Origin of the sequence: Novipirellula rosea, from assembly GCF_039541335.1 — a bacterium.
GTDB lineage: Bacteria > Planctomycetota > Planctomycetia > Pirellulales > Pirellulaceae > Novipirellula > Novipirellula rosea.
This window is the reverse complement of record NZ_BAABGA010000082.1, coordinates 286,997-303,778: the sequence shown is the minus strand read 5'-3', so window position 1 is coordinate 303,778 and position 16,782 is coordinate 286,997. Positions and strand designations below refer to the sequence as shown.

The window sequence follows — 16,782 nt, the reverse complement described above, 5'->3', positions numbered from 1 at the left end:
AGCGTGCTTCGCTTGTCATTTTTCGGAGTCGGCGATCACACGGACCGGGACTGCGACGCGGCGATAGGTGAATTCGCGAATCAGTAAAAACAGGTTCACGACGAAGACCGTGCCACCGGACAGGAAGGAAATGAACGCCACCGCTTCGATGCTGGAGCTGCGGCTAAACGATCGATCAATCGTCCATATCCAATTCGTGAATTCTTGCATTCCGTATTGTTGTGAGGGGCCGCCTGTCGTGATCGTCATGAAAATCGCTGGCGCAATCACACCGAGTGCCAGCAGCGCCGCGGTGACGCAACAAGGGATCGCAAATGTATTTCCCATCCGCCATGCGATTGGCAGCACAATCAAGCGGCTGCCGCCAAGGAACATCGTCAAATAACCCATCATCAAAAAAGCAAAGGTGAGCGGCTCGAATGCGTTGTTGATGCCGAACAGCACCGCTACCATCCCAAGCGACATCATGCCTGCACAACCTGTGGTGATGGCAAACATGAACCCAGTGCCCGGTCCGGGACTAAACCACAACATCATCATTCGCCCAAAAGTGGTTTGCGGCAGCGTTCGTAAAACACGTGGGCTCAGCTCGGAGGATTCGCCCAGCATCAGCGTGCCCATCAATAACCAGTAACCGCCTTGGATCATGATCCCAAACTGAAGGACTACTTCTTCCGAATACCACAGGGCGAGCGTCGCGATGCTGGCGATCCAAATCAATTGTTGCGCGAACATGATCCAGCGCAAACGCGTTGATCGGTTCTCGGTAATCGGAGCAATCCGTGCTGCGGCGGCACGCACAAACATCACCATGCAGGAAACCGTCACCGCTGAAAATAGCAGCGTGAACACGACGCCCTCGCCATTCCAGAATATCTGCTGCCGCATGATGACTTCGAGAACAAACGCGCCGCACAAGAATTCGGAAAACACAATCACGCCGAGCAACACAAGCAGCGTGAAAATTTGGCCCGCGCGATTCTGGACAACGGTGGCCAGCAGCAGTCCAAACGTCGTCAATAAAATCGAAACGCCGAATACCAACATGATCGTGGTGCCAATCATCACCATGTCGATACCCCGCAGCAGGTAGCAAAACGCAAAGCAGGGAACGAGTGCGGCAAAGTAAACCAGCATCTGCAGGACCGCACTTCCGAGTTTGCCCGTCACGATTCGCATCGACGTCAGTCTCGTGATCGCCAGCAGTTCGTAGGTGCCTTCATCAAGTTCGGCGGCTAGTGATCGGTGGGCGGCAAGCGGCACCATCGCGATCATCGGAATGGCAAGCAAAAAGTAGTAGCCGGACATCAAGTCGGCGCCCGAGGGGACAAAATAGATATCCGGTGCAAGCGTGACGACCCCGATAATCATCCAGAACCACGACGTGACCAGCAGCAGAAAGAAGGTCACGGCAAATTGCCGGCTCTTCAGCGATTGACGTGCTTCTTTGATCAAGATTGGATTTAAGTGACGCGAGACCTGTTCGCTTTGTTTGTCGATCCATCCCCACCACCCCGGTCGGTCGGTGTCGCGTAGCAGAGGATGTTCCTCGTCTGGTTCTGCCATGATAGGGTCGCGGTGAAGTTCAAGTGGCATTTTTACTGATGCAGAATCACTCATTGCACATGCCCCTTGGTGACTTGCAAGAAAACGTCCTCTAGTGAATGGTCGCACGGTGAGTACTCAAGCACATCGACGCGAGCGTCACAGAGGAGCCGGAGTATCTCGATCTGCGGTGCGTCACCATCGTCGATTGAAAATCGAATGATGGAATCGATCGCCTTCACATCTTTGGTTTGCGTGTGCTGGGAAATCAGTTCGGCCGCACGTGCCGCGTCTGACGCGACGCGAACCAGGATCTCGCGATGCGGCTGCAAGGTGCGGCGGATTTCTCCGACCGTGCCGGTTGCCAACAATCGTCCACGCTCGATGATCCCCACGCGGTCGCACATCTCGGCAAGTTCGGTCAAGATATGGCTGCTAATCAAGATCGTTTTGCCTTCCGCAGCGAGTGAACGAATGATTTGACGCAGCTCGATTCTCGCTCGCGGGTCTAGCCCCGCAGCGGGTTCGTCAAGCACGAGAACCGGAGGATCGTGAATCAGAGCACGTCCCAGACACAGTCGTTGACGCATCCCCTTGCTCAGCCCTCGCATCGGCTTGGTCGCCAACGGACGCAGGCCAGTGAAGTCGATCACCCACCGCAAACGCCGGGTTCGCTCGCGACCGACCAACCCGTACGAGCGTGCAAAAAAATCGAGGTACTCGATACAGTTCGTGTCGCTATAGGTTCCAAAACCATCGGGCATGAAACCCAAACGGCCACGCACACGATCAGGATCGTTGACGCTACTGAGGCCTTCGATATACGCTTCGCCTGATGTCGGCAGTTCCAGCGTCGATAAGATTCGCATGCTGGTCGTTTTGCCCGCGCCGTTGGGACCGATGTAGCCAAACACGCTGCCTTTGGGGACCGCGAACGAAACATTGTCGACGGCATGGGTCGTCCCAAACGTGCGGCACAGCGAATTCAGTTCGATCATCGGCCCCGCATACGATGTCGCGTTATAAGTCGTCGCGATCATTGCAAAGCTCCCATAATGACATGAACGCTATCTTCGATCTCGACGTCATCGATTCCAAGCGAATCGGCTCTCAAGGCGGTCGTTGCGATAAATTGATTTGCCGGAAGCCGGCTTAGCCATCCGTTCAGGGTTTGGTCGATGGAGGAAACTTGCGATCCCGTGCTGCCGCGACTGTAATAAGCGCGGCGCAGCCGCGGAACCAAACTCGCTAACGCCATGGGCGAAACACCAAGCTCCGCTGCAGCGGAACCACTTTGTAATAAACTCATCGGAACCGATTTTCCAGGGGCGACGGTTTGCGTGGTCCATTGTTGCTGTTGGCTATCGCTGGCGACAACTTGATACAGCGGTTGGTCAGAGTGGTTAGTCACAGTCAAACCGTTGCTGGTTTTAGAAAACGTGACCAGCGGATCGGCTTTCTGCGGTTCAAGACGGAGGTATTGGACCTGAGATCGTGAGGGCAGGAATTGGCCCGTGAATTGTTGGTAATCATGGCCGACTTCGATTTGGCAAGCGGCTGCCCCGCTGCGACCACCGCCGTAATATCGATTTTCCACTGGTTTGTTCAGTATGGGAAACAGGGCAGTGTCGTCCGCGAATTGCAGTCCGCTACTTTTTCCCATCGCCGAAAAATAGGTCAGCCGGTCGTTGTGGACCAAATAGCCCGACTGAGCGTCTTGCCATGTGATTTGTCGGGCTCGCAATCGAGTGCCCAAACCATCTGCGAGAATTGCAGAGATGAACAAACCGGTGGTGACCAGCAGTGCGAGCGCGGGAGCAGAGAAGAGCAACAAATACAATCGCTGGTTTTTGCGGAAAAAACGATAGCTAAGCGGCCCCACCAAGACGATAAAAACGGTGTTGATCAGAAAAAACAGTTTCACCGGCGGCCCGCCGACCGCTTCGATCAACCAGCTCCAATAATGGTCGTTGCCATAGCGGACATCGATCCCGTTACGCTCGACCCACTGCAGTTGGTTTTTCCCATGCAGACCGGCGACGGTCTGCCACAACTGAAACGATCCAGGGAATGGATCGACGTCGTCAATCGAGGTGACCGTGCCTCGACCCAAGGAAGTGGTCTTGATCGTCAACGCCAATGATTTTGCAGGAATATCCTGGACGATCGGATGGTTTACTTTGACCAGTTTTTCAAAAATGGTTTGGCGTGATGACAGCGTGTTATTGTTCTGTTTCCACTGCCAATTGCTGGACCCTTTGCTGATGCCGGACCACGATTCGTACTCGAGGTCCGTGGTGTCGTTGATGTCTTGCAGTTTTAGTTTGCCTTTGACTCGCGAGGGCGTCACGACTTGTCCCACCGTGACCGGTTTTAAATTCGCAAACGGCAACGCAAGACCGCCTGCATCATAGATCCACAGATTCCCTCCGGCCGCAATCCAATCACGCAGGGCGTCAAATCGATCTTGCGGCCCACTGCTGGCCAGCATTTCAAGTGTGGGCCCGTGAATCAGAATCACATCGAGTTGTGAATAACCCAACCACGAGGAATGCATCGACTCGGGGGCGATGTTGCGGAACTGAACCCATGCCGGTTGGACCTGGGCGACGCGTCGCAGTGATTCGGCGTGGGAAAGTCGAGGTACGTCCACGGCCTCGTCGATCGGACCCTCCCCTAACACAGTGATCAGTGTGCGGATGTCCGGGAACGCAGGCAGCCCCGATGCGGGGAGTTGTTTCAGTGTCGGGTGGATGATGCCAACGGACGTCTTTTGATCCGCATGACGAACCGTCAATTGATTAACGAATGCGATTTGTTTGCCACCGTCCACGGTCCGTCCGTCGTCTCGGACTTCGATAAAGATCGTTTCCCAGGGGACATAGTAGGGGACATAAACGACAAAACGTGCGAGCGTTGTCTTTTGTTTGACCTGACAGCGAAATCGGTAGCTAAAGTCGACATCGCTTATCGAATTCCCATGGGGCGACAAGGTGACGTCAAAGGTCCGGTCTGTAGCAAAGCTTCCCAGCGGACTGGCGAAGCTCAGGTAGATCGGTTGATAGCCATTGCCTGCCACTTTTGACATATGAACGGTCATCGAAAAGCCAGCCTTGCGAAAATTTGCAGGCAGCGTTGCCAATGAATGCGCATTGGGGTCGGACTGGGCATAAAGTTCGCTGCCCGGCATCGCCAACAAGGTGACGGAAACCAGCATCAGCGAAAGTCGAGTGAGCGGGTTCACGCGTTGTCCTTCGTGGGGATCGACGATTGAGAGGGGAGCGAAGCGGAGCCAGGGCTGGGCGGTAGCGGCCGGTTCTGGTGAAACGGTTCGAGGATCGCGCCGCTGACTCCGGCTAGAAAATAGGCGATGCAAAACATGACAGCGTAGGCGAAAAAACATGCCATCGCCGTTATCAAAACCACGCTAAGACACTTCGCCCAGAACAGATTGTCCATCGCGCCAGCGCGAAACGCCCACATCATCGCGGCACAGACGGCTGTTAGTTTTAACAGGAATTTAAGCGACAGCTGCGGAAACAACCGCTCACGCAGCGGTTCATCTGCAGCACTCGGGATCGATGGATCTTGCAGTGGCGGATCTTGAGACATTGTGATGGTTACCGAGAAGAGCAAGGGCGATGCGGATGAGGAATCCGGCCACGCAATCAGGCACAGCGCAATCAGGCACTGGGAGTCAGTGTAACGTCTGCGAGCCCCCCTGTGGTTGATTTGACCGGTGACGTTTTTGGGCACTTTGTACCGATGCCTGAGCAGTTCGCCAGTGATGACGAGCAGTTCGCCGGTGATGACGAGCAGTTCGCCAGTGATGACGAACCCGGCAGCTCGCGGGTGCCTCAGATTTTTGCCTGTCCCTCGCGTGTGTTGGCAGCCCGTGTGCTACGGACTAGACTTGATTGGCCCGGTCGTTTGCAAAAAGTGTTGCCAGTCGCAACGCCGGGCCTCTGTTCGTTTTTATCCCTCCTTAGACGCAACGCTTGGTTGCGGACGAAGAACCTAGCACCTGAGTTGGCGGAATGATTCCTGTGGTTGCTCTGAGCCGTACGCCAATCGGGGCGAGATATCTGTTTGGGTTTATCCTTCTACTGACGGGCTGTGGCGGGGCAGAGATGAACTCGACGCCACCCCCGGTGGATGAGCCTCAGACGCCGTTACAGGCAATGGATGCGGCAATTCGTTTGGGGCGATGGGAGCAAGCGTGGCAGTGGTCCGACGAGGTCTTGATCGCTCATCAGGGCGATCCCGATGTGCTTGCCAAGGTCGCACGGGTTGCGTTCGAGAACAAGCAAGGTGACGTTGCAGCCCACCTGCTGGTCGATGCAAATCGGGCGGATGATTTCCAAAACCCCGATTTAGTCCAACAGGCGACAATCGCGTTGATTTCGGTCGGACAACTGTTTGAGGCATTGGAGATGCTGGAGGAAGTGGCCGCGAGACATCCTCAGCAACATCAGTCGCGTCGGTTGCTATTCGATTTTTTGATCGTCATTGAAGATCGTGATGCTGCGATCGAGCATGGCCGAGAACTCGTTCGGCAGCGAAAGTTTGACTTCGATCTGCTGCTGTTGCTCAGTAATTACGAAAAACGGACTCTCGATACCGCCGCGCTCAATGTGTTGATGCAGCGTAACCCTGCTGACAATCGTCCTTTGATCGGAGAGGCTCGGAAGCAATTTGATCTCGGGATGTCATCCCAGGCGGTCGAGACGTTGCGGCCGATCGTGCAGTCGCATCCCCAGTTTCTGCCTGCCCAGATACTGCTGGGACGCGCGCTCGTCGATTCGGGGCAATTTGACCAACTTGATAGCTGGTCCGATGGGCTTGCCGGCGATTACGAATCGACGTGGGGATACTGGATGGTGCTTGGTGATTGGGCACGCTATCAGGGGAAGACGTCCGAGGCAGCTGGGGCCTATTGGCAGGCGACTCAGCGAAATCCAGACGTCGTTCAGATTTGGTCCAAGCTCAACGCAGCACTCAGTCTGCTTCAGAAAAGCGATCCGGGGCTGACCGAAGTGTCTTTGCCGGATCTCGAGCGGCGAGCGAGTTTGTTGAGTCGTTTTCGCCAGCAAAAGGATCGCTTTGCTAACTCGGGAAGCCAATCAATCGCCATTATCATCGAGATCGTCGAAACGCTGCGAGATCTTGGACGTGTGTGGGAAGCAGAAGCCTGGGCCGCGATGGCGATGACGCTTCCCGATCACAAATCAACTCGCATTGGGACACTGCGAGATTCATTAATTGCCCGATTAAACCGGAGTACTCCTTGGCAAACATCAAACGAACACTCCGAATTGCGACTCGATTTGTCAAATTTACCGCTGCCATCGTTTAGCGGTGTGGCGACTGTCAAAGCAACGCCACCGCGACGCATCGCTGTGGCATCGGTCCAGCCCGACCTGCGGAACGAAGCGACGCAGCGAGGACTGAATTTTTTCGGCAAAACGGCAGACCAACTCGACCAGCCGGGGATTATGTTCTATGCCACGTTGGGTTGTGGCGGCGGTTCGATCGACTTTGATCTCGATGGCTGGACCGACCTCTATCTCAGCGCTGCCGGTGGCACCCCTCCGCAACGAGACTCCGACGCCAACGCACTGATGCGAAACATCGCTGGCAACTTTGTCGATGCCACTGAAACATCGGGGACCGGGGACACCGGTTTCGGCCAGGGCGTTGCTGTCGGGGATGTGAATGAGGACGGATTTCCCGATCTGTTAGTGTTGAACTACGGCGAAAATCGCCTGCTCGTCAACCAAGGGGATGGAACATTTGCAGACGTCAGCGAACGAGTTTTGGGAAATCCGGTCTCGCAGTGGTCCTCTAGCGGCGCTATCGCAGATCTAAACGGCGATGGATTGTCGGATTTGATTGTCGTTAACTATTGCGCCGGGCTCTCACCGGTGACTGATGCGTGTGCCAATGCGGCTACCGGTGAATCGCGAGCTTGTTCCCCTCTCGCCTTCGCAGGCGAACCGGATGTCTTTATGCTCGGGACGGAGGATGGAGTATTTGTCGACGTCGATCAGGACAGGGGAATCAGGCCAAGCTTGTCCGGTCGGGGGCTCGGGGTCGCCGTCGGATCATTGGATGCCGACAACGGAATCGATGCGCTGATTGTCAACGATATGAGCAACAATCACTATTGGAGCCGGTCTCCAGGCGAAAAAGTCGAGTTCGAAGAATCCGCCATGTTGCGTGGGGTAGCGTATGACGATCGCTCGCTTCCTCAAGGGTCAATGGGAATTGCGACGGCGGATTTTGACGCAGATGGCGACATCGATTTTTATGTGACCAATTTTGAACATGAATACAACACGTATTATGAGCAGCGTGACGCGGGGATCTGGCAAGATAGGACGGCACAGCAACAGCTTGCGACGACGGCATTGCCAATGGTCGGGTTTGGTACCGAAGCCGTTGATTTTGACAATGATGGAGTGTTGGAGTTAGCTGTGACGAACGGGCATGTCGACTTTTTTCCCGAAAGAGATGGTCAACGCTCCGAGTACTACCAACCGATGCAGATTTTTCACCGAACGCCTACTGCGGGTTTCGAACAGTTCACGGATTTTGCGGCGGACGAATATCTTGGCAAGGTGCATGCAGGACGTGCCTTGTGGACAATTGATGCCAACCGCGATGGACGCTGCGATCTAGTGGTCACGCATCAGACTGAACCTGTGGCACTGCTCGTCAACCGCACCGTTACCAAGCACCACTGGATTGCCGTTCGACTTGTCGGCCGTCATTGTGCTCGCGATGCCATCGGTGCGGTCATTACGTTGCGGCAAGGTAATCAATCGTGGCGAAAAGTACTGACTTCAGGCGACGGCTATTTATGCAGCAACGAACGGGTGATCCGGTTTGGACTCGGTGGCGCTAATGCAGAGGCACTGGTGACCATTGAATGGCCTGATGGTTCAACGCAGACGACAAAATCGCTGTCAATCGAAAGCGAGTGGTTGCTCGTTCAAGGAGAGCCAGCGTTCAAATTGCCATGTCAATAGACTTAGGATTTTTGAGAATATGGTCGCCTCAAGTACTCGTTGTGGGTGAGTCGGGTGACATGGGGGCTGTGATGGTTGCTTTGTCTAGGTTTGAATTGAGTTTCCTTGCCAATTGATGGGCTCGCACGTGGCTGGAAAATTGACAGCGTGTTCTGTCCCTGTATATTTGCTATGTGGGCGTATTCTGCCACGCTATTTAAGCTGATGCAATTTTATTGTGGTATGCTACTCCGCTAACACATCTAGATACGGATTCGAACCGCTATCTTTCCTTTTCACATTTTGAGGTATTTTGAGATGAGCAGATCAGGGATTGCGCGACGCGGTTTCACATTGGTGGAACTGCTCGTCGTCATAGCCATCATTGGGGTGTTGGTGGGATTGCTGCTGCCAGCAGTTCAGGCAGCACGTGAAGCTGCACGACGAATGAGTTGCAGTAACAACTTCAAGCAGATTGGGCTTGGAATTCACAACTATCACAGTGCTTACGATCAGTTGCCGATTCACGGTAGCGGTACGGCGCCTGCTGCACCGGAATGGTGGTGGAATGGATCCACGACATCAAGTAATCACCGACTCAGCATTTTCGTTGGTTTGACACCGTTCGTTGAACAACAGGCAATGTGGGAGCAGATCAGTAACCCGATGGACGTTGATAAGAACGGCAGCATTGATTATTACGCGATGGGACCAACACCTCAGGACATTGCCTACCCGCCATGGGCGACCACGCTTGCTTCGCTCCGTTGTCCAAGCGATCCGGGCGTCGGACTGCCATCTGCAGGCCGTACCAATTATGCAGCCTGTCTCGGTGATTCGATGGTGAATTCACAGCAGGGTGTCTTGGAGGTTCGAAACAACTCGCCTGTACCGTATCCGAAGACACAAGGGCTTGCCGAAGATTCTCGGGCTGCGGATCGTGGTGTATTCGTACCCCGTGCAGCGAGTAAGTTCCGCGATGTTCTTGATGGATTGGCCAATACGATTATGGCGGGCGAAATTGCGACCGACTTGGGTGACCGAGACAATCGTACTATCCTGACGGATAACGGTAACGCAGTGAATAACCAACGTGATAATCCTTCGTACTGTCAAGACAATCCATTAATTGACCCCGAGCGTCCTCGCTTTTGGCTTGCCTCGGCGCCGATCAACGGTTCCACCAATGGGCGAGGTTATCGTTGGGCCGATTTCTTGCCGCATTATTCTGGGTGCCACACGATCCTGCCGCCGAACCGCGAGGTTTGTGGTGTCAACAACACCGGGAATACCGCGATCAGTACGATGTCCAGTCGTCACCAAGGCGGCGTCCATGTGCTGATGGGTGACGGAGCGGTGAAATTCATTACCGATTCGATCGAAGCAGGCAATTCGCGAAATCCAATGGTGCATAAAGGTGGGACTGCTGGCAATCTCAATGTCCCAGGTGCCAAGAGCCCGTACGGCTTGTGGGGTGCTTTGGGTACGCGTGCTGGTAAAGAAGTCCTGGATGGCGATTTCTAAGTTACTCTAGCTTTCTAAGATTAATGCGAGGCCTCGGATCGACTGGATCCGAGGTCTTTTTTTGTGCGCTGTTAATTAGCTTACAGCAGGTCAATTAGCAGCACGCTCTGAATCAACGACATTGGTGCAAATAGAAATCGTATCTTTCATACGAAGTTGCATGTTACGGCAGTGTCTAGAGGGGCGACTGCGAGTTCGCCGCAGAAAAAAGCCATTCGTTGCATTGCAACGAATGGCCTTAGTCATGTTGATTAGCAGCGAGGAGTCGTTAGCAAAAATCGAAAATCACTTTCCTGGAGCGTTGCCTTTCATCGCATCCTCTTCCGCTTTAATCGCTGCTTCGTAATCTGCGATGGCCTGCGCGTCGGCGTCCTCCGTCACGCTCGTGTTGGTGCCGCCTGATCCACATCCTGGAACGGCAATTATCGTAAATCCCGTAAAAAGAATCATTAAACTTAGCAAACGCTTCATTTGTCGTTCCTTATCTTCATGTGAAAATTTTAGTCATTAATTCAACAGTCTGGCTTATTTTAGTGGTTTCGTCCTCTCGATCCTAGCACGCACGGGAAAACAAAATTGCTTGGTTGACCAGTCCCACCTAACTCTTGCATCACAGTTTCAGGATGCTCGTTTGCTGAGTTTGTCGCTGCCCAAAAATACTCATAGCTCGCACTGGAGGCCATCCTCGTGTTCGATGTTGACACGTCTTTCGGCTCTGGTGGAAGCGAATAACGTTATTCAGTCCGATCGACCCGCCGTCAACCAACTGCAATGGTGTTTTTGATGTTCGTTCGTCATTATGGGCTGCTGGATGTTTAGTCGGGCTAATCGGGCGGAACCTGGATTCGTATTTGGAACCCGATTCGACTAATCTATTGAGCGACACCAATTGTTGGGGGCTCAATTGTTATCGGACTCAATCATCTTCACTCCTACATGTTCGTTTATCGCGATGTTGTACCGAACCTATTTTGTTGCCGCGGCACTGTTTTTATCGTCGTTAGGAATTCCACCGTATGTCGTTGCTCAGTCGGCAGCGTTTCATGCACAAGGTGAATTCGCGGGCGAAGTGACCGCGACCTCGGTGCTGCTGCAAACGCGGTTGACGAGCGTGCCAGGGCCGACGCTTGACGAAAACAGTGATGTTCCTGGAGCCGAAGGTAACGTTCAGTTTGAGTATTCACAGAATGCTGACTTCGATCCGTCGCAGAAAACAGCATGGTTGACCGCCGACGCGAAGCATGACTTTGTCGTTCGCTGCGCGATTGAATCGTTGTTGCCCGATACCCAATATTACTACCGCGTTCATATCGGGACCGAGACCAAGTCGCTGCGGACCGGGCCTGTGCGAGAATTCAAGACGCTGCCCGCCAAGGATCAAGCGACCAACGTCACGTTTTGCATGGGCAGCTGCATGAATTACGATTCGTTCATTCGTGGAAAGTCCAACGGAGGCGGTCCGGTCACGGCGAGTGCGGAGGACAAGCAACTCGGTTATCCGGTGTTCGATTCGATGAGCAAGCTCGAGCCTAGGTTCTTTGTCGGGACGGGAGATATCGTTTATTACGACAAACCCAACAACGCTGCGGCAAAGCAGTTGCCGGAACTGCGACGAAAATGGCACGAGCAGTTTCGTTTTCCCCGGCTAATAGAATTCTTTGGCAAGACGCCTGCTTATTGGTCCAAAGATGATCACGATTTTCGATTTAATGATGCGGACATGGTGGGCGAGAAAAAGCCCACGCCGCAATCAGGTATCGAATTGTTCCGCGAGCAGATGCCGATTCATGCAGCCGATGATCACGATTCGCCCACTTACCGAACGCACCGCATTGGTCGCGACTTGCAATTGTGGTTCACCGAAGGCCGCGATTTTCGTTCGCCCAATCGCATGGAAGATGGCCCCGACAAATCGCTGTGGGGCAAAGAACAACGCGAATGGCTCGAAGCGTCACTGCAGGAAAGTGACGCGGCGTGGAAAATCATCATTAGCCCCACGCCGATGGTCGGGCCGGACGACGCCTACAAGAAAGACAACCACACGAATCTTGGCGGGTTTCGACACGAAGCCGACTCATTCTTTGCTTGGGCAAACGAGCATGGGATCGAAAATTTGATGGTGTTCTGTGGCGATCGCCATTGGCAATACCACAGCATCCATCCGAGCGGGGTGGAAGAGTTCGGCTGCGGAGCGCTGAATGATGAAAATTCACGCCGCGGCGTGCCACCGGGTTCAAAGCGAGGCACCGATCCCGACGGGAAAATTGTGCAGCCCTACACCTACAACGAACCGACCGGCGGATTTCTTTTCGTCTCGGTCAGCCCTGACCAGAAAAAGTCGAAATTACAAATCCAATTTCACGACGACCACGGCGAGCTGATGTACGAGGTCGCGAAAGAGCGATAAACAACCCCGATTGGAATTCAATCGGTGTTTTGAGTGTCGCTGACGCCCCATGCCATCTACGTTGGTGTTGACATCAAATATTGGGTGAGAGTTTCACCTCCGGTCTGTACAGCCGTTACCTCTGCACCGACGAAGGTGACTGCTGATTTAGTAGCAATGATTACAGGCCGGAGGCCGACATACCCTCTGCCGGTGGCGTGAGCCACCGGCTAGCGGAGGTGGGGAAACATAGCCCAGCGGGCGACACACTCTGCCGTCAGGTTTCGGCCTCTGGCCTGTGCGTTTCCTACTAAATCAGCAGGCTCCGAAGTTGGTGGAGAGGTGGCAGAAAAATTTCGCAATCAAAAATCACAACAAGCCCAAAGTTTTAGCGATCCAGGCTTGCGCCGCACCGCTACTAAAGTAGATAACGGCTCGATGGAGTCGGCCGGTGGGAACCGGCCCTACGCTTCAATATGCAATCGTTCATTCCCGTTTGACCCTATCCAAGGCCTGTCAGTGTGCTGGTGCCACTGGAGAAACGATCGGTTTCGAGGCCGAGGTGTTGCAAATAGCTGACGAACAAGTTGCAAAGCGGGGGCGGCGAATCGGGGTCAAAGGCGAGATGTTGGCCATGTTTGAAATGGCCTCCTGCGGCAATGATCGGTAAATCTGTATTGCTGTGGCTCGATGCGTTTCCGAGGTTCGATCCCAACAGGATCGCCGTTTGATCCAACAGCGTGTTGTCGCCTTCGTGAACCGTATCGAGTTTTTCTAGCAGTTCGGCAAACAGCCGCATTTCTTCTGTCTCAATGATCGATAACATTTCGATCTTATTGGGATCGCGACCGTGGTGGCTTAGGTTGTGCCATCCGTCGTCGACGCCCTCCAGTGCGACCACTTCGTTGCCACCGGCGCCTATCATGGTGATCAGCCGCGTGGAATCGGTTTGGATGGCCAGGAAAATCATGTCGTACATCAATTGCATTGTGCCGGTAAAGTCGGCGCGATCGGTGATGTCGGTCGGCGGCTTGCGATCGACGGTGGGTTTGGGACGTTTTGACCACTCGGCCGCTTGCACTAACCGGACTTCGAGTTCGCGGACGCTGGAAAAGTATTGATCCAAGGTTTGGTTGTCTTCACGCCCTACTTCGCGCTGGACCTTGCGAGTTTGCTCAAGAACAAGATCCATCACACTCTGGCCATCTTCGATTCGCCGCATTTGTGCGGCCTTCTCGTCTTTGTTGCCTTCGAGAAACAGCTTGGCAAACAGACGCGAAGGACGCGATTCGGCGGGGATTTGTACACCCGATCGTGTGAACGAAAGACTCGATCGATTCGCCGCCAACACCAACGAACCAAATCGAGTGCGGTGGCCAATTTGTTCCGCCGCATATTGGTCGACCGAAATGGTGTTTTGAAAACTAGGTTGGCCGGGGTGGGCGGCGCCGGTCAAAAAACTTTTCTCCGCCGCGTGACCTCCGTCGACATCCGGATGCATCAAACCGGACACGATCGAAACCTTGTTGCGAACCTTTTGTAGAGGTTCCAAGTACGGAGTGACCTCGTATTGGTGCCCCGCTGATTTAGGGAACAGGTTGGGGGTATGGATTCCTAGCGGAGCACAAATCATCAGCATGCGGCGGATGTCGCCGTTGCTCGGGTCGGTCGTCGTGTCGTGAGGATCGGCTGCATCAGCGGAGGTTGCCGAGAATGTCTGCAGCAGCGGCAGCGACATCGCGATGCCGGTGGATCGTAAAATTCGTCGGCGATCAATGCGGAGGTTCATGAGGGGAGACTTTCTCGATTAAGGGCTGCAGTTCAGGGCTGCAGAAATAAGTCACTCGCGACAATTTCCAAAATCAGCGAACGCAAGCCGTAATCGTTCTGTTTGGCTTCGTTGACGATTGCATCGATGTCACGGCGATCGGAAAGCGTGACGCGGCGACCTAATGCATAGACGCACAGTTTACTTGTGATCGCTCGCGTGATCGACGTTTGGTCTTGCAGCAAACATTCGCGAAACTGTTTGAAATCGTCGAACGTGCGGCCGTCGGCAAATTGGGAAGCGGTTTCGACCGACGGGCCTTTGCGATAAGAAAGTCGCTTGTCGGGGATCTTTTCTCCCTCACCGAGCGATCGATACCACGTCCGCTCTCCGCCGATCGGATCAAAATGTTCCAAAGCAAAGCCCGCTGGGTCGATTCGTTTGTGGCAGCTTGCGCAGGAATCGACGGATGCATGTTTACTCAATTGTTCGCGGATCGTCGTGGCGCCACGAATGTCGGGTTCGACCGCGGCAACGCCGGGCGGCGGTGGCGGTACGCTGCGACCAAGCAAATTGGTCAATACCCAATTGCCACGGAGCACGGGTGAAGTGGTCGTGCCATTGGCCGTCACCTTCAACACGCTGGCGTGCGTCAGCACTCCGCCACGAACACTATCCGCCGGAAGCTGCACACGCTGAAACGTTTCGTTGCCCTGGATGCCGCGGATCCCGTAATGTTTCGCGATCCGTTCATTCAAAAAGGTAAAGTCCGAATCGATGAAATTTGCGACGCTGAGATCTTCTTGCAAAACATGGGCAAAGAAGTGGCGGGTTTCGCCGAGCATCGCTTCGACCAAAAGAGGATCATATTCGGGATACAGTTTGCCATCGGGCGTGGTGAATTCGATGTCGCGGAGGTCGAGCCATTGCCCCGTGAAATTCTCGACGAATCGCTGGATCTTCGCGTCACGCATCATCCGCTCGGCTTCCGCTTTGCGGATTTTAGGATCGCGAAGCTTGTCGGACGCAGCCAGTTCAAGCAGTCGTTCGTCGGGCATCGTGGACCACAGAAAATAGGACAACCGCGATGCGATCGTGTAGCTATCCACTTGGGGATCGCGATTGATCAGCAAAAATTGCGGTGAGCATAATACGGCCGTCACGCCGGCTCGCACCGCCTGCTCGAATGTGCGTCCAGACTGTAATCGATCGAGTGTCAAACGAACGAACGGATCGATCTCGGATCCATCGACGGGACGACGAAAGGCACGCTGCACAAGGTTGCGAATGATTCGCTCGGCATCTTCCTCAGCATTGGACGATGCGACCACATGACGCTGGACCCCTTTGCGGTGACGCATGTAGACGGATTGCTCGGGAACCATCGTGATCGAGTCGGGGTTGCCGAACAGCCGTTTTTGAGCTTCGCTAGGGAAGCTCTGGTCGATCGGGCCATGCGTTTCAGCCCACGCGATGCCGACGCCTGGACGCGACTCGTGCTTGTCTCGCCACGTGACATGCTCGGGCCAAATTCGTGGCACGATGTGGATGGAGTGCCCTTCGTCCATCGCGGTGGTGAATTCGATCACGCGAGGGTTCGTCGGCGTCCCGGTGACGTCATAGATGCCAATGAATTTGCGAGTCTCGGGGCCAAACAGCGATCCCGTATAGATGGCGACCGACAACGTTCGATCGCCAGGATCGTGCGGCCAAACGGCAACGCGACAGCGAAAGACGCCGTCTTCGATCGGATGCACCGCGTCGAGTCGAGCGGGAGGCCAACCGGGAGTAAATTTGACGAACGCATTCTCGGCTTCGATCGTTCCCCCTTTCTTCTTTTTCACCGATTCGATGTTCTCGCGAACCTGCATCATCTCGACGTGACGCGTTTCCGCAGGCAGCGGCTTGATTCGGCGGACGACCGCGTCAAAGGCAACGTCGGCGGCTTGTAGGTATTGTTCGAGCAGCACCGAAGAAATACTCAATCCATCGGCGACGTTGTCAAATCCTTGCACCGACTGGTCCTCGGGCAAAAGATCCACGAGCGGCACATCGATTCCCAACAGATCGTGAATCGTGTTTTCGTACTCGCGGCGATTCATTCGCCGCAACGAGAGTGGCGGTTCCGATGCTATTCGGGCGACACGCCCGACAATATGCTCGATCGCTGCAGAGGTTGCTGCTGGATCAGGACGGGGCGAATCGGGGGGCGGCATTTCGCCGTGTTGGAGTACGTCGACCACGCGAGACCATGTCGCTAAATCGGCTTGCCACGTTGAGGACGCGGTCAACGCGTCGAGCCGTATGCCGGATTCCGCTTCCGCTCCGCTGTGGCACTCGATGCAGTGTTGCTCGAAGAACGCATCGAGCTGCAGCTCGGGTGCCGAGGAGGTTTCCATTGCCGAAGAATCGGCAGGTGGGGCAGCATTGGCGGCGGCAAGTCCCATGGTGAGCGAGACCAGCAGCAACAGAGAGCGGAAAGGGTGGGACATCGGGCGACCGTCACGATTGGTATTCAGCCGTCCCTAGCGTCTCATTCGCATTCCTGA

General features: G+C 54.5%; 11 protein-coding genes. 4 read left to right on the top strand and 7 right to left on the bottom strand.

The genetic code is table 11. The annotated features are described in order from the left end of the window. Positions 1-15: 15 nt before the first annotated feature. The 4 genes from ABD971_RS28145 to ABD971_RS28130 are packed head-to-tail and all read right to left on the bottom strand — an operon-like array spanning position 16 to position 5,157. Positions 16-1,620 (bottom strand): ABC transporter permease, encoded by a 1,605-nt coding sequence (locus ABD971_RS28145; protein WP_345327077.1) that lies wholly within the window; start codon positions 1,618-1,620, stop codon positions 16-18. Continuing rightward, the gene (locus ABD971_RS28140) at positions 1,617-2,585 is read right to left on the bottom strand and encodes an ABC transporter ATP-binding protein (protein WP_339937595.1); all 969 of its coding nucleotides are present in this window, start codon (positions 2,583-2,585) and stop codon (positions 1,617-1,619) included. Before ABD971_RS28140 ends, ABD971_RS28145 begins: the two co-directional genes overlap by 4 nt. Next, positions 2,582-4,789, bottom strand: a complete 2,208-nt coding sequence (locus tag ABD971_RS28135; protein ID WP_345327076.1) for a hypothetical protein — start codon at positions 4,787-4,789, stop codon at positions 2,582-2,584. The genes ABD971_RS28140 and ABD971_RS28135 overlap by 4 nt, the downstream gene beginning before the upstream one ends. Beyond that, a complete protein-coding gene (locus ABD971_RS28130) occupies positions 4,786-5,157 on the bottom strand; it encodes a hypothetical protein (protein WP_345327075.1) in 372 nt (123 codons plus the stop codon). The genes ABD971_RS28135 and ABD971_RS28130 overlap by 4 nt, the downstream gene beginning before the upstream one ends. 111 nt (positions 5,158-5,268) lie before the next feature. Here ABD971_RS28130 and ABD971_RS28125 point away from each other — a divergent pair, with 111 nt between their 5' ends. The 3 genes from ABD971_RS28125 to ABD971_RS28115 all read left to right on the top strand — a co-directional run bounded on the left by ABD971_RS28125 (position 5,269) and on the right by ABD971_RS28115 (position 10,079). Continuing rightward, entirely contained in the window at positions 5,269-5,586 is a 318-nt protein-coding gene (locus tag ABD971_RS28125; RefSeq protein ID WP_345327074.1) for a hypothetical protein, read from the top strand. After that, positions 5,583-8,576: a CRTAC1 family protein gene (locus ABD971_RS28120; protein WP_345327073.1), complete on the top strand. Its 2,994-nt coding sequence runs from the start codon at positions 5,583-5,585 to the stop codon at positions 8,574-8,576. The genes ABD971_RS28125 and ABD971_RS28120 overlap by 4 nt, the downstream gene beginning before the upstream one ends. Positions 8,577-8,873: 297 nt before the next feature. Further along, a complete protein-coding gene (locus ABD971_RS28115; protein WP_345327072.1) occupies positions 8,874-10,079 on the top strand; it encodes a DUF1559 family PulG-like putative transporter in 1,206 nt (401 codons plus the stop codon). A gap of 285 nt (positions 10,080-10,364) precedes the next feature. Here ABD971_RS28115 and ABD971_RS28110 read toward each other — a convergent pair whose 3' ends face one another. Further along, on the bottom strand, positions 10,365-10,550 hold the full coding sequence (locus ABD971_RS28110; RefSeq protein ID WP_345327071.1) for a hypothetical protein: 186 nt from the start codon (positions 10,548-10,550) through the stop codon (positions 10,365-10,367). 481 nt (positions 10,551-11,031) lie between these two features. Between ABD971_RS28110 and ABD971_RS28105 the strand changes: the two genes are divergently transcribed. Then, a complete protein-coding gene (locus ABD971_RS28105) occupies positions 11,032-12,486 on the top strand; it encodes an alkaline phosphatase D family protein (protein ID WP_345327070.1) in 1,455 nt (484 codons plus the stop codon). A gap of 481 nt (positions 12,487-12,967) precedes the next feature. Here ABD971_RS28105 and ABD971_RS28100 read toward each other — a convergent pair whose 3' ends face one another. Further along, positions 12,968-14,254, bottom strand: coding sequence for a DUF1552 domain-containing protein (locus ABD971_RS28100; RefSeq protein ID WP_345327069.1), 1,287 nt, complete (start codon positions 14,252-14,254; stop codon positions 12,968-12,970). A 32-nt stretch (positions 14,255-14,286) separates the two neighbouring features. After that, the gene (locus ABD971_RS28095) at positions 14,287-16,725 is read right to left on the bottom strand and encodes a DUF1592 domain-containing protein (protein ID WP_345327068.1); all 2,439 of its coding nucleotides are present in this window, start codon (positions 16,723-16,725) and stop codon (positions 14,287-14,289) included. Positions 16,726-16,782: the final 57 nt, after the last annotated feature.